The organism is Parabacteroides caecihominis (genome assembly GCF_023656785.1).
In the GTDB taxonomy this organism is placed as follows: domain Bacteria; phylum Bacteroidota; class Bacteroidia; order Bacteroidales; family Tannerellaceae; genus Parabacteroides; species Parabacteroides segnis.
On the sequence record NZ_JAMOKS010000003.1, the window covers coordinates 127,744 to 143,070 of the forward strand.

Below are 15,327 nucleotides of genomic sequence, written 5' to 3' on the forward strand. Positions count from 1 at the left end.
CAAACAATTTAGCGCCATGATAGTTGTAAAAAACAACTATCATGGCATCTATCATACTATCACGCAGCATTCACATAACAACATAACAATCAACCATCTACCTCTTCCACATAATAACAAGTCCCCCGCATCGTCCGCTTATTCGGTACGTTATTTCGCTTCAAAAGTTTACCGAAGTTGAGTATCATCTTCTTTGTGATAACAAAACCGGGCTGTTTCTCTGCTATTTTATCCAGTATCTCCGAAGCCAGTACAGGCGTAACACTTTCCGGATCGGCAGGAATGCTGAAATAACGCAAAAACAACTGCTCTTCTGCCGGGATTTGTTGGAAACTCCGGTTACTCTCAACCACTGCCGCCTCCTCTTCATGCGTAAACCAGAAACGCTCGCCACGACGCAACATCTCTTTCGCTTCGGCATAAAGCTGTTCATAATCGACCGGCTGGATATAATCGATCAGGCCTTCCACCTCCACACAGATAAAACGGCGGCTCCCGGTCGGATCGGTCAACAAATCAAAATTATTGCTGGTAGCAATAAAAGTGGCATAACGTCGCAAGCTACGAGTCGTGCTTTGGTAAGGCAGACGGGCATTGACTGTCGCTTTCTGTAACACATGTTTCAGAAAACTCTGATGAGAAGCCTTCACCGAGTCAAATTCATCGATATTGATCAAGGCATAGCGGTGCAAAGCCAGTTCTGCCTCTTTCTTATTCCCGAAATCTATACTGTCCGTATAAAAAGGACGAAGCGAGGGAGGTAACAGATTCAGGCAAAAAGTGGACTTGCCGCATCCCTGATCACCCACCAACAAGGGAGTCGTACTGTTCCCGTGCTCCTTATCCAGTTGCATCCAATGGGCAACCATACTCAAGAACCAACGGTAAAAACAATCGTTCCATAACGGGTTATTGTTAGGAACCCTGCCGGCCATCTCACGAATATGCGGTTTTCCATCCCAAGCCGGTAGATTTGCCAGATACGAATCGATTGGATGGTATAACGGAATCTGATCGGAATACACATAACGGTCTATATCCTTATCCCAAACATTCAACCCTTCTTTTTGAGCCTCCAGGCAAATACTATTACGAACCTTCTGGGTATAAGGCTTATATACAAACTGTATAACCGAACGGTCGAGATATTCCACTCCACCGCTCATCTCATTCATCCGGAAAAAGTAGCGCCGCGACATAAATTCATCCAGTTGCATCACCAACGAAAGGCATTCCGGCAAAGGCAACTTAGTTCCGACCGTTTTCTTCAGCAGATAAACGGAACGGAACACCTGCCGCACCAACAACTCATGCGATTTCAGAGCCTCATACCGCATAGTCCAACCGATAGCTTCCTCCTCCGGGATTCCCAGGCGGCAGCAATTTTGAGCCATCTCGGTGAACAAGGCATGCAGATCATTACTGCTACTCCCGGCAAACTTACGGACCGCTTCCACTAAAACGACGCTAAACAGAGTGGCAATCTGCGTATTACGTTCAACACCCGGCAACAAGCGTTCGACCGGGTCAAGCGGCACATCCTGAATGATACGGAGATCACTTTCTCCCGGCATCTGCAACGGTTGTCCCAACCGGATAGCCACCACCGCGGGATTATAATACAACCCGGCGTCATAACTGATGCGTGTACCTCGCATCAGCAAAGGTTCTTTCAAAGTAATCATGCTGCTTAACTGCGGTTGAAAATGTCTGACCGCTAACTGGTAAGCCGCCGTATGAAACAGAACGGCTTTTTCTTCATTACGCGGCAGCTTGCCATCAGGCAGGGTAAACGGCACGATAATCTTCACCGACTTACCGCTTAATCCAATAAAAGCCAACAAAGTCTGAGGCATAGCGGCAGCCTCCTCACGTATTGAAGCCGCTTCCTCCGGACCGGATAAACCGTTTAGTTCCAGCAAGACACATCCGCTATAATTTTTCATACGCACTTTCCCATCTCTTCGTAGAAAAGTTGCTCCCCAAACGATAACAGGTAACTTCCGTACCCACTCATTCGCATGCCCCGGCAGAGAAAAGTGCAAGCTATTGCGTACATTGGCAACTTGTACCCCCATATTCTCAGAGCGTAACATCTCCACCACAGGCTCCAGACTACGTATCTGTAACATAAGCTGGTCTTTCTTATAACGATATTGGCTTACTTTCATTCGAACGGGTATCTTTCAAATTTAAAAAACTTCATTTCTTTACGTAACCGCGATCCCATCCTGAAACAGACCCGCTTCGCCTTTACCCGATGCGGGGTACAGTCTTTTGCTTGTTCATACCCTTCGCTTCCGGCAGCCAGATAAAGGTCACCCATATCTTTCAACTCGACCGAGTAACCCTCTTTTAAACGTTCAAGGATAATGTCACTCATCTCGCAGACGGCGCCCAACACATCTCCCCGCGTCAATGAGCAACGGTCGGCAATCTCTTCTGCCAACTGGTCGGTCGTGATCCTCCCCTTCGTAACGGGAACTCCATAAAACAGCTTCTTTTCGATCGGACCTGTCTTATCCGATTTCGTGCGAACAACATAGAAATGTGCCATAAACAGGTATTTTAATTTAATAATAATACTAGAAAAACTCACTAAGACGGGGATTTCACCCCTATTTACACCCGGATCTGAACGATGCCTACACCCGGGTCTCCGTAGCATTCACACCCGGATGTCAACAACTTCCTCTCCTTACAAATATAAGAAATATATATTATATAAGCAATGTTTTTCAATAGTTTATTTGAAATAAATCAATATATTTTCTTTGCTTATATCCTACATTTCCAGTAATATCGTATGAGCTTCATGCATGATGGTTCATGATAGTTAAATGATAGTTTATTTATAGAACTATCATAATATATATTACTGATATATTGCATATTATATAATAAAATGATAGTATGATAGTTATTTTTCAAATTTATATAAGAAAATAGATAGTAAAACACAAAGTAGGAATACTTCTGCAAACATTGTTTTATTTGCCGGAATAAACTAACTTTGTCTCTATATCTTAAAAAGCATCCAACATGAGCCAAGTAAAAGGAATACCATACGGAATATCTGATTTCAAACGGTTGAGAAACGAAAACTTTTATTACGTAGACAAGACGATGTATCTGCCGCTGATCGAAAAGATGCCCAGCTACTTGTTTCTTATCCGTCCCAGACGATTCGGAAAAAGTCTGTTCCTTAGCTTGATGCGTACCTATTATGATATATTGCAAAAGGATAACTTCGAAAAGTATTTCGGCGATTTATGGATTGGCAGCCACCCGACTGACCAGCGTAACCGCTTTCAAGTGCTTTACTTCGATTTCTCAAAAGCCGGTTGTTCGCAACCGGGAACCGATATGATGACCAGCTTCAACGACTATTGCAGTCTTATTATCAATCAGTTCGCACACGAATATGCGTCCTATTACGATGCCGATTATAAAGCTACAATCGAAAATATAGCAAGTGCCAAAGCAAAACTGTCGTACATCGAGATAAAAGCAAAAGAAAAAGGGTATCCGCTTTATCTTATCGTAGATGAATATGACAACTTCACAAATGTCATACTGAGTGAACACGGGCAGAAAATGTTTCACGACCTGACACATGCCAGCGGTTTCTACCGGGAATACTTTAAACAGTTCAAAGGAATGTTCGACCGGATTTTCCTGATGGGGGTCAGTCCTATCACTTTGGATGATTTATCGAGCGGTTATAACATCGACTGGAATATCTCGACCGACGAAACTTTTAACGCAATGATGGGATTCGATGAAACAGATGTTCGTGAAATGTTTCATTATTACCGGCAAAACGATATGCTGACAGGAGACATAGATACAATGATCGCAGAAATGAAGCCGTGGTATAATAATTATTGTTTCGCTCGAATGGCATTGGATAGCGACCGGGTGTTCAATTGTGACATGACACTTTATTATCTGAATTATCAGGTACAGAAACATCGCGCCCCCGAAGATATGGTCGATAAAAACATTCGTACTGATTACAGCAAACTCAAAATGCTTGCCCGTATCGACCATGACTGTTCACAGGAAGGAAGCCGCATGAGCACTATTGAAGAGATTGCAGCTAAAGGGGAAATACTGGTCGACCTACACACCTCCTTTCCGGCAGAAAAAGTAACGGATATCGATAATTTCAGAAGCTTACTTTATTATTACGGGTTACTCACGATCTGCGGCACACGTGGTGATTTACTAAAAATGTGTATCCCGAATAACTGTGTACGCGAGCAATATTTCGGATTTCTACGCGACTATTATCAAAAACAAAGTAGCATCGACCTGCATTACCTGAATGTAATGTTGACGGACCTTGCTTACGACGGCCAATGGAAACCGTTTTTCGAATCTATCGCCCTTGCCTATCGTGAAAACTCATCCGTACGCGATGCTATGGAAGGAGAAAGAAATCTGCAAGGTTTCCTGAAGGCATATCTGGCACTCGCTTCTTATTATCTGGTAGAACCGGAACTGGAAATGAATTACGGTTACTGCGATTTCTTTTTATTACCCGACAAAAAGCGGTATCCTGATATCGGACACAGCTACATATTGGAGTTAAAGTACGCTGGACGTACCACCACTGACACGGAACTCGAAACGCAAGCAGAAGAAGGACGCCGCCAACTATTACAATACAGTAAAGACAAAATCGCTTTACAGTTGGCCCAAGATACAACACTCCACTTGATACTGCTTCAATTCCGGGGTTGGGATTTGGTTAAGTGCGAAGAAATAGCTTCCTGCTAACAATCTTCACCGGATGATAGCTTTCAAAACACTATCATCCCAACACCTTATTCTTAGCGATTGTTGCCTGAAATTCTTTCAGGTAGAACGGCTCGAAATAAGCGACATCCTCAAACTTGCTTCCGGCAAATGCTTTTTCAGACAAGGTTACCATATTAACAGCCAACGGGTGGATGTTATCAATAAAGAGCGCATTCGGAGAAGTAATCACCTCCCGGCATTTGGCGGCACCGTTCCCAAAGAAACAAACTTTCCCTTTTTCCAGCCAGGAAGCATAAGTATCTGCATCTACAATATCAGCAGACGTTTCGCGAACCGTCTTCAAATTAACATCATAGATAGCTGCATACACCTCCATCCGACGGGCATCGAGCATGGCGCAATACAAACAGTCGGACGCATTATTTTGCTGTTCCAATGCGGCAACAGCCAACACTTCCAGCGTAGGAATACTGATCAGAGGTATGCCGTAACCGAAACACAAACCTTTGGCTACCGATACGCCGATACGCAATCCGGTATAAGATCCCGGACCACTGCTGACTGCTACTGCATCCAGCTTCAATCCTTTTTCTTTGGTTACCGCAATAGCCTCTTCCACATAAACACCCAACAAAGCGGCATGCGACGGACCTTCAAATGAACTCTTTTCAAAAAGCACCTCACCATCAGCCGATAAAGCGACGGAACACACCGAGGTCGATGTTTCAATATTTAAAATACAAGACATAATAGTTGACAGTTGACGGTTGACAAGTGACAGATATTTTTCAATAGAACTCCGCTGTTCATCAACCGGATTAATTGGTCGCAAAAGTACAAAAACGTCTTTATACGAATGAGAAAATAACGAACTTTTTATACATAGAGCCAAATAATTGTCAACCGTCAACTGTCAACTGTCAACTGAATAAGCTATCTTTGCACAAATTTTTAGAACAATGATACAATCAATGACTGGATTCGGTAAGGTTACAGCCGAACTTCCTTCAAAAAAGGTAACCGTAGAAATAAAAGCACTCAACAGCAAACAACTGGATTTATCAACCCGCATCCCTTCTATCTACAAAGACAAGGAAATGCAAATCCGTAGCCAGCTGCTTCAGTCGCTTGAACGGGGTAAGGTCGATTTCAGCATTTATATCGAATATATAGGAAAAGATACTCCTACCCAGATCAACCTTACCGCTTTTGAAAGTTATTACAGCCAGGTTAAGGATATAGCAGAAAAACTGAATATTGCACTTCCGGCTGACTGGTTCCAGACATTACTAAAAATGCCGGACGTTATCAAATCTGAAATTGTAGAAGTAGACGAAAGCGAATGGGAAGTTGTCTTCAAGGCGGTAAAAGAGGCCATCAAACATCTTTGTGACTTCCGTATCCAGGAAGGCGCCATGCTGCAAAAGTTATTTGAAGACAAAATCGGCAATATCGCCCGCCTGCTGACCGAAGTGGAAGAATATGAAGGCGAACGCATCGAAAAGATCAAAGCCCGTATCATGGACAACCTCGAAAAGGTAGCCAACCAGGATTACGACAAGAACCGCTTCGAGCAGGAAATGATCTATTACATCGAAAAACTGGATGTGAACGAAGAAAAGAACCGTCTCGACAACCATCTGAAATATTTCATCAGTACGATGAAAGACGGACACGGACAAGGAAAGAAGCTCGGTTTCATCGCTCAGGAAATGGGACGTGAAATCAATACGCTCGGTTCGAAAAGCAACCATGCGGAAATGCAGAAAATTGTCGTTCAGATGAAAGACGAACTGGAACAGATCAAGGAACAGGTACTAAACGTATTATAATATGGCTGGTAAATTAATTATATTCTCTGCCCCGTCAGGCTCAGGTAAATCAACCATCATCAACCATCTGTTAAAACAGAACCTGAACCTGCATTTCTCTATCTCGGCAACAAGCCGTGCACCACGCGGAACAGAGCAGAACGGTGTGGAATATTATTTCCTGACTCCCGACGAATTCCGGGCCCGTATCGCTGCCGGTGATTTTCTGGAATATGAGGAAGTATATACCGATAAATACTACGGCACATTGAAAAGTGAAGTGGAACGCCAACTGAATGAAGGCAACAACGTCATATTCGATGTGGACGTTGTCGGCGGATGCAACATCAAAAAGTTTTATGGTGACCGTGCTCTTTCAGTATTCATCCAGCCGCCCAGCATCGCCCATCTGCGTGAACGTCTGGAAGGACGTGGAACGGATGCTCCCGAAGTGATCGACAGCCGTATCGCAAAAGCGGAATTCGAACTGGGATTTATTCCTCATTTCGATGTCTGCATCGTAAACGACGACCTTGCGACAGCACAGGCCGAAGCAGTGGAAGTTATAAAAGATTTTCTGTCTAAAGAATGAATAACAACAGACAATTATCACGTAAATGGGGATATATTTTCGCACTGACCGGAATCGCGGCATTGGGAACCTGCATTGCAGGCCTCATTTATAAAGAATATCTCATTGCATTTGCAACCGGACTCGTATTCGGCGTACAGGCATTCAACTTTATAATGTGGAAGAAACAACGGTAAAGGAAAACAACAAGCTGAAAACCGGAATCTTTTCCGGTTCTTTCAACCCGGTTCACATCGGTCATTTGGCCCTGGCCAACTGGCTGTGTGAGTTTGCGGGGTTGGACGAACTCTGGTTTGTTATCACGCCTCATAACCCGCTGAAGAAACGCGACGACCTGATGGATGACCGGCTCCGGCTAGAACTGGTCGAAGCTGCCATTGCCGGATATCCTAAATTCAAGGCAAGTGATTTCGAGTTTTCCCTCCCCCAGCCTACTTACACCATCGACACGCTACGTGCACTTGAAAAAACATATCCCGACCGTCAGTTCCATTTCATCATGGGCGCCGACAACTGGGCTTCCATAAAACGGTGGAAAGAGTCTGACCAGTTGATCTCCGATTATCCTATCCTTATCTATCCGCGCAAAGGGTACGAGATACAGATCCCGAAAGATTATTTACATATCCGTACTGTAGATGCTCCTTTGATAGAAATATCCTCAACCTTTATCCGTAAAGCCCTTAAGGAAGGGAAAGATATTCGTTTCTTTTTGCCGGAAGCAGTACGAAGCCTGTTGTAAGCCTGAGTCCTAGCCAGAACTTTCCTAAAAACACAATTTTCTGCTAAAACAGAACATATCTTATTCTATATTAATTTTTATAAGATTCATACTTTATAAATTTGTTGAGTTTTACATACTTCACTAAAATAAACAAACAACAAATGAAAAAAGCAGCGAATAGTATTTCCCATTCAAAGATCAGAAAAATTATATTCATATTCTGTATCTTGTACTTTTCTATCGGAAACAGGGTAGCAATTTTTGCTCAAAATGAAAATAATAATACATTTACAGATAAGTACTTCACCTATGAACTCAGGGATTCACCTAATGAAGCAATCATAGTAAAATTGACAGATCCTCAGAGAGAAGAATATGAAGTTCCGGCACAAATATCTGCAAACGGGAAAGATTACACAATCATTTCTTTTGGTTATTCACCTTTAAAAGGAGACGATAGTCCTTTCTATAATAATCAAAGTCTCACTTCCATAAAGTTACCTAACAATAAAATAACCATACAATATGCTTTTACCGGATGTTCTAACCTCAAATCGATCATAATACCGGAAAAAGTATACAGATATGACGCCGCATTCCTTAATTGTACCAGCCTAACAAATGTAACAATCAACAGTACCAGCGAATATGTATGGGAAAATGTATTTGAAGGATGTACTTCTTTACAGTCAATTACAATACCGGAGGGAGTCGTACACATTCAGGGAGGAGCCTTTCACGGATGTAGCTCATTGACATCTGTGGTACTTCCCAATACGCTGGAAAGTATGTCAGGAGGCGAACATACCGGTTCTGGTTCCGGTATGGCCGGAGATGTAGATATTTACGGTGCTTTCGAAGGATGTACTTCTCTCACTACTATCAAACTACCCAATAAGATAAAGTACATCCCAAATTTCACATTTAACAACTGTGGATTAAAGGAAATCACACTACCTAATGAACTCGAAGGAATCGCATCTTATGCGTTTAGCAAATGTCCTGATCTAGAACAAATATCGATACCTGGTTCTCTCGAAGAGATCGGCTCGTACGCTTTCTCCGAGTCCGGAATAAAAAACATTTCCATTCCTCCTACTGTAAAAAACATTGATAGATATGCTTTCTATAAATGCAATAAACTGGAAGAGGTTATTCTCCCGAACACCAATTTAAATTATAACTTTACATTCCAGTCTTGCGAAAACCTGCAAAAAATAACAATACCACTCACACCTGACAACTATTATAACCAAACATTTAACCAGTGTTCTTCTTTAAAAACAATCACCTTCTATGAATCCAATCTATCCGACATATTTATGGGAGATATATTTAAAGGATGTACAAGCCTTCAATCCGTAAAAATTCCAGAAGGAGTGACACAACTAAGTGCAACTTTCGAAGGATGCACAAACCTTTCTGATGTTATCTTGCCTAAAAGCCTACAGCATATATCTTTTACTTTCAGAAATTGTACAAGTCTTAAAACATTCACTATCCCCGATCAAGTAAATGATATATCTGCTGCATTCCAAGGTTGTACAGGACTTACCCAAATGACAATACCCGCCAATGCACAAACCAATTATAATGCTTTCAAGGATTGCAAAAATTTAAGATCCATTACGATCAAATGCGATAATTTAGAAACGCAAGCATTAGGAGGTTGTGATAATTTGGAAGAAATCCACTTGGAAAGTACTATCGGAACCCGTTTCGCATCCGATACTTTTACTGGTATAGACAAATCAGCCTGTATCGTCTACGTTCCTAAAGGAACGCTAAATTTATATGAAAATTGGGCAGGTTTCAAAACTATTCTGGAAGAAGGTTCAAGTGCCGCAAATTGCATAATCACATACAATCTGCAAAACCTGAGCTGCAACCCACAACCGGAATCAATTGGTATCAATCAGAAGTTGGAAACAACACTAACAGCAGACAAAAACTATTTGTTACCGCAATATATCAACGTAACAATGGGAAAACAGAAACTGGATAACGGAAACGGATATAACTACGATTGGACAAGTGGCTACTTTTCCATCCCGGTTGTTACCGATGATATACAGATTAGTGCTTCAGGCACAGAAAATATTTATTATAAAGTTTCCTACCAATTGCAACATCTGCAAGCGACCCCTTATCATCCCGATTCCATCAAAAAAGATAAGCTATTGGATATTATTCTGCAACCGGATAGCGGATACACCATACCGTCTGAAATACAAGTCACCATGGGAAAAATTACATTAACCGCCAACCAAGACTATACATGGAATACCGACAAATGGTTACTTACAATTCCGAAGGTAACCGGGGATATTTTAATAACAGCTTCTGCAATACAAAATGAAGATGCAGACGACAATGAAGACCCGAAACCTGAAATTATTCCGGTAACCGGCATTTCCCTAAATTATACCAACCTAACATTAACAGTTGGTGAAACAGCCGATTTAAAAGCGATCATACAGCCAACCAATGCCAGCAACCAGTCCGTTAACTGGAGTATTACCAATCCATCTGTCGCAACAATCGGACAGACCGGTATTATTGCAATCGCTCCAGGCGAAACAGATATCACCGCGCAAACTGTAGATGGAAATTTTCAAGCTATCTGTAAGGTTAATGTTTTAAGAAAAACGATTATACCCGACATAGAAGAGAAAACCGATAGTACTGTAACCATATCCTGGGCAATCATACCCGAAGCCAGTTATTATATACTAAAGGTATTCGATGATGCCGGAAAACAAAAGCTGGTTGCAGAATATAAATTTGATGAAAACGGGAAACTCCGTTCTACTCTATTTTTTTTCAAAATCGAAAAGTTACTATCAGGACATAATTATTATATCGAAACAACAGCCCTGAAACAAATAGAAAATGAAACGATCATTCTAGCACAAAACACAGTCTATACCCAGACATCCGGTACTCCGGTTTCCAATACGGATTTGTTAGTAAATAAGCCATCGATCCGGATAACAAACGGACAAATCGTTATTCAATCACCCTTACAATGTACAATTCAGATTTTTAATTTATCCGGTCAATGTATTTTCGTAAAAAAAATATCAGGGACCGAATATATCAGCTTACCCTCAGGTAGCTATATCGTTGTTATGGGGAAAGAACGGCATAAAATACGATTGTAAGAATCACTCCGGTTTGATTCTTACAGAAAGAGCAATGCCACAAAAGCAAAAAGAGGCCTTCTACAATGATTTATTATGTATTATAACTAAGCACTTTTACCACAGAAGTAAGAATTTTTTTGTACTTTTGCACCGTATTATACAAAATAATAGCGTAATGAATCTATTAGAACTGAGTGAACAGGAAATCATAAGACGCAATAGCATGGAGCAATTGCGCCAAATGGGGATAGAACCGTATCCCGCTGCTGAGTACGTAACAAACGCATATTCCAATGAAATAAAGGCATCTTTTAAAGACGATGCAGAACCTCGTCCTGTAACTATTGCAGGCCGTATCATGAGCCGCCGTATTATGGGTAAGGCTTCATTCATGGAGTTGCAGGATTCGGAAGGCAGAATACAGGTATATATTTCCCGTGATGATATCTGCCCGGGTGAAGACAAAGATTTATATAACGTCGTTTTCAAGAAGCTGCTCGATATCGGAGACATTGTAGGAATCAAAGGTTTTGTATTCCGTACGCAAATGGGTGAAATCTCCGTCCATGCACAGGAATTAACGGTATTATCCAAATCACTCAGACCGCTGCCTATCGTTAAATACAAAGACGGCGTAGCTTATGACGGATTTAACGATCCCGAACTGCGTTACCGTCAGCGTTACATCGACCTGATCGTAAACGATGGCGTAAAGGATATTTTCATGAAACGTGCAAAAGTGATCAAAACAATGCGCGCCGTACTCGACGAAGCCGGATATACGGAAGTAGAAACTCCGATCCTTCAGTCTATCGCCGGTGGTGCAAGTGCACGTCCGTTTATCACGCATCATAACTCATTAGATATTGACCTTTATCTGCGTATCGCTACCGAACTGTATCTGAAAAGACTGATCGTCGGCGGTTTCGAAGGGGTTTACGAAATCGGGAAAAACTTCCGTAACGAAGGTATGGACCGGACGCACAACCCGGAATTTACCTGCATGGAATTGTATGTCCAATATAAGGATTACAACTGGATGATGAGTTTCACGGAGCAACTGCTGGAAAAAATATGTATGGCTGTCAACGGTACATGCGAAACCGTTGTCGACGGCAAGACCATCAGCTTCAAGGCTCCTTTCCGTCGCTTACCTATCCTGGAAGCCATTAAGGAAAAGACCGGCTACGACCTGGAAGGCAAGAACGAAGATGAAATCCGTTCAATTTGTAAAGAATTGAAGATGGAGATCGACGAAACAATGGGTAAAGGCAAGTTGATCGATGAAATCTTCGGAGAATTCTGTGAAGGTACATTTATCCAACCGACATTCATTATCGACTATCCGGTTGAAATGAGCCCGCTGACCAAAATGCACCGCAGCAAACCGGGATTGACTGAACGTTTCGAATTGATGGTGAACGGAAAAGAGCTGGCAAACGCTTACAGCGAGCTGAACGACCCGATCGACCAGGAAGAACGTTTCAAGGATCAGTTGAAGTTGAGCGAAAAAGGGGACGACGAAGCGATGTTCATCGACCAGGACTTCTTGCGCGCACTGCAATTCGGTATGCCTCCTACATCCGGTATCGGTATCGGTATCGACCGTTTGGTCATGTTGATGACCGGCCAGACTACTATTCAGGAAGTATTGTTCTTCCCGCAGATGCGTCCGGAAAAAACAGTAAAGAAAGATGCTGTCGATAAATACGTAGCATTAGGTATCGATGAAGCCTGGATTCCGGCATTACAGAAAGCCGGTTATCTGACTGTCGACACGCTGAAAGAGGTGAACCCTAACAAGCTGCGCCAGGAACTTTGTGAGATGAACAAGAAGTATAAGCTGGAACTGCAAAATCCTGCGGCCGAAGAAGTGGAAGCATGGATTGCCAACGCAGCCAAATAAAAGGGAATGCTATGAAATTACCCGGTAAAATTGCAATAATGGGAGGTGGTAGCTGGGCTACCGCCTTAGCCAAGATTGTACTTTCTACACAGGATAGTATTAACTGGTATATGCGCCGGCAGGACCAGGTTGACGACTTTTTAAAGACAGGACATAACCCCAGTTATCTGTCTGCCGTAAAGTTCGATACGGACAAAATAAAATTCTACACGGATATAAACGATGCGATTAGCGATTCCGATACGCTAATCTTTGCGACTCCATCTCCGTTCCTGAAACAACATTTAATGAAGGTGACGACCCCGCTGAATGACAAATTCATCATCTCGGCCATCAAGGGGATTGTACCGGACGAGAACATGCTGATTGCCGACTATTTCACGGAATATTATAATGTTCCTATGGAAAACATCGCAGTAATCGGCGGTCCGTGTCATGCGGAAGAGATTGCGCTCGAACGTCTTTCCTATATTACATTAGCCTGTTCCAATATCGATAATGCACGTGCCGTCGCCCATGTATTCCAGAATCAATATCTGAACAACTATTGTTGTAAAGATGTTAGAGGAATAGAATATGCTTCTGTTTTAAAGAATGTATATGCGATTGTTGCCGGTATCTGTCACGGGATGAAATATGGAGACAACTTCCTGGCAGTATTTATCTGTAATGCAATCGAAGAAATGCGTAATTTCCTCAATTCCGTACACAGCCTGGAACGCGACGTAACCGACTCTGTTTATCTGGGAGACCTGCTGGTGACAGCTTATTCCCGTTTCAGCCGTAACCGTACGTTCGGGACGATGATTGGAAAAGGATATTCCGTCAAGATTGCCCAACTGGAAATGGAAATGATTGCCGAAGGATATTACGGAACCAAATGTATCCACGAGATAAATGAAAAGTATAAGGTAAACATGCCGATTCTGGACGCCTTATACGATATATTATATGAAAGAAAATCGCCGACTACCGTTATACGGCAGTTGACAGAAACATTTAAGTAGGTATGAAAAACATCAGTATTAACATTGACAAAGCACTGGGCGCTGTTACAAAAGAACAGGTTTACGCACAGGAAGCCAAGGCAAACGAATGTATTGCCACTTTACATAACGGAAACGGAGCTGGTAACGATTTTCTGGGTTGGTTACATCTCCCCTCTTCTATCACGGATGCCGAATTAACAGACATCGAGAACACGGCCAACGTGCTTCGTTCTAAATGTGAAGTTGTCGTTGCCATCGGTATCGGCGGAAGCTATCTCGGCACAAAAGCCGTTGTCGAAGCATTGAACAACAGCTTCGACTGGTTGCAGTCTGACCGTAAGAACCCGGTTGTTCTCTATGCCGGACAGAATATCGGTGAAGATTATCTGTATGAACTGTGTGAAATACTGAAAGGTAAACAATTCGGTCTGATTAACATATCCAAATCGGGAACAACAACAGAGCCTGCCCTGGCATTCCGTATGCTGAAGAAGCAACTGGAAGATGCAGTCGGCAAGGAAGAAGCAAAACATCGTATTGTTGCCATTACTGATGCCAAAAGAGGTGCCCTTCGCACATTGGCAGACCAGGAAGGTTACAAGACATTTATCATTCCTGATAATGTAGGCGGACGTTTCTCCGTACTGACTCCGGTCGGTTTGCTGCCTATTGCAGTGGCAGGTATCAGTATCCGCGACCTGGTTGCCGGTGCCGTATCTATGGAGAAGGCTACAGGTATTGAAATTCCTTTCAATGAAAACCTGTCGGCTATCTATGCAGCAACCCGCAACGAATTATATAAGAGCGGCAAGAAGATTGAAATCCTTGCCAACTTCCATCCGAAACTTCATTACATCGGCGAATGGTGGAAACAGCTGTACGGCGAAAGCGAAGGTAAAGACGGAAAAGGTATTTTCCCGGCTTCTGTCGACCTGACAACCGACCTTCACTCAATGGGCCAATGGATTCAGGAAGGCGAACGCATCATCTTCGAAACAGTCATCTCTGTTGAAACTCCTTCACACAAAGTTGAAGTCCCGACAGACGAAGCCAACCTGGACGGTCTGAACTTCCTTGCCGGAAAACGTGTAGACGAAGTAAATAAGATGGCAGAACTGGGTACTCAGCTGGCACACGTAGACGGTGGTGTTCCAAACATCAAAATCACGATGCCGGAAGTAAATGCTTATTACATCGGCCAGTTGTTCTACTTCTTCGAGAAAGCCTGTGGAATCAGTGGTTATATGCTGGGCGTTAATCCGTTCGACCAACCGGGTGTCGAAGCATACAAAAAGAACATGTTCGCGCTGCTGAACAAGCCGGGATATGAAAAGGAAAGCGAAGCAATCCGCAAAAAACTATAATAGTTGACAGATAACAGTTGACAGTTAT

12 protein-coding genes are annotated in these 15,327 nt (G+C 42.7%); 9 read left to right on the forward strand and 3 right to left on the reverse strand.

Annotation, left to right across the window (positions count from 1 at the left end; genetic code table 11):
- Positions 1-89: 89 nt before the first annotated feature.
- Positions 90-2,171, reverse strand: a complete 2,082-nt coding sequence (locus NBH14_RS03105) for a BT4734/BF3469 family protein (protein ID WP_186958777.1) — start codon at positions 2,169-2,171, stop codon at positions 90-92.
- Positions 2,168-2,557: an HU family DNA-binding protein gene (locus NBH14_RS03110; protein WP_186958776.1), complete on the reverse strand. Its 390-nt coding sequence runs from the start codon at positions 2,555-2,557 to the stop codon at positions 2,168-2,170. The genes NBH14_RS03105 and NBH14_RS03110 overlap by 4 nt, the downstream gene beginning before the upstream one ends.
- Before the next feature lie 485 nt (positions 2,558-3,042).
- Between NBH14_RS03110 and NBH14_RS03115 the strand changes: the two genes are divergently transcribed.
- On the forward strand, positions 3,043-4,785 hold the full coding sequence (locus NBH14_RS03115) for a PD-(D/E)XK nuclease domain-containing ATP-binding protein (RefSeq protein WP_186958775.1): 1,743 nt from the start codon (positions 3,043-3,045) through the stop codon (positions 4,783-4,785).
- 34 nt (positions 4,786-4,819) lie between these two features.
- Here NBH14_RS03115 and tsaB read toward each other — a convergent pair whose 3' ends face one another.
- Positions 4,820-5,515, reverse strand: a complete 696-nt coding sequence (gene tsaB / locus NBH14_RS03120; RefSeq protein WP_186958774.1) for a tRNA (adenosine(37)-N6)-threonylcarbamoyltransferase complex dimerization subunit type 1 TsaB — start codon at positions 5,513-5,515, stop codon at positions 4,820-4,822.
- Between the two features lie 211 nt (positions 5,516-5,726).
- Here tsaB and NBH14_RS03125 point away from each other — a divergent pair, with 211 nt between their 5' ends.
- The 8 genes from NBH14_RS03125 to NBH14_RS03160 all read left to right on the forward strand — a co-directional run bounded on the left by NBH14_RS03125 (position 5,727) and on the right by NBH14_RS03160 (position 15,299).
- A complete protein-coding gene (locus NBH14_RS03125; protein ID WP_186958773.1) occupies positions 5,727-6,599 on the forward strand; it encodes a YicC/YloC family endoribonuclease in 873 nt (290 codons plus the stop codon).
- A 1-nt stretch (position 6,600) separates the two neighbouring features.
- Positions 6,601-7,170, forward strand: a complete 570-nt coding sequence (gene gmk / locus NBH14_RS03130) for a guanylate kinase (protein WP_007657745.1) — start codon at positions 6,601-6,603, stop codon at positions 7,168-7,170.
- A complete protein-coding gene (locus NBH14_RS03135; protein ID WP_007657744.1) occupies positions 7,167-7,346 on the forward strand; it encodes a hypothetical protein in 180 nt (59 codons plus the stop codon). Before gmk ends, NBH14_RS03135 begins: the two co-directional genes overlap by 4 nt.
- The gene (gene nadD, locus NBH14_RS03140; protein WP_186958772.1) at positions 7,328-7,912 is read left to right on the forward strand and encodes a nicotinate (nicotinamide) nucleotide adenylyltransferase; all 585 of its coding nucleotides are present in this window, start codon (positions 7,328-7,330) and stop codon (positions 7,910-7,912) included. The genes NBH14_RS03135 and nadD overlap by 19 nt, the downstream gene beginning before the upstream one ends.
- Positions 7,913-8,055: 143 nt before the next feature.
- Positions 8,056-11,058 carry a leucine-rich repeat protein gene (locus NBH14_RS03145; protein ID WP_186958771.1) on the forward strand — a complete coding sequence of 1,001 codons (3,003 nt, stop codon included), beginning with the start codon at positions 8,056-8,058 and terminating at the stop codon, positions 11,056-11,058.
- Between the two features lie 157 nt (positions 11,059-11,215).
- The gene (gene lysS / locus NBH14_RS03150) at positions 11,216-12,946 is read left to right on the forward strand and encodes a lysine--tRNA ligase (RefSeq protein ID WP_128133781.1); all 1,731 of its coding nucleotides are present in this window, start codon (positions 11,216-11,218) and stop codon (positions 12,944-12,946) included.
- 11 nt (positions 12,947-12,957) lie between these two features.
- Complete coding sequence (locus tag NBH14_RS03155; RefSeq protein ID WP_007657739.1) at positions 12,958-13,953, forward strand: NAD(P)H-dependent glycerol-3-phosphate dehydrogenase; 996 nt, start codon at positions 12,958-12,960, stop codon at positions 13,951-13,953.
- A 2-nt stretch (positions 13,954-13,955) separates the two neighbouring features.
- Positions 13,956-15,299, forward strand: a complete 1,344-nt coding sequence (locus NBH14_RS03160) for a glucose-6-phosphate isomerase (protein WP_007657737.1) — start codon at positions 13,956-13,958, stop codon at positions 15,297-15,299.
- The last annotated feature ends 28 nt before the right edge of the window (positions 15,300-15,327 follow it).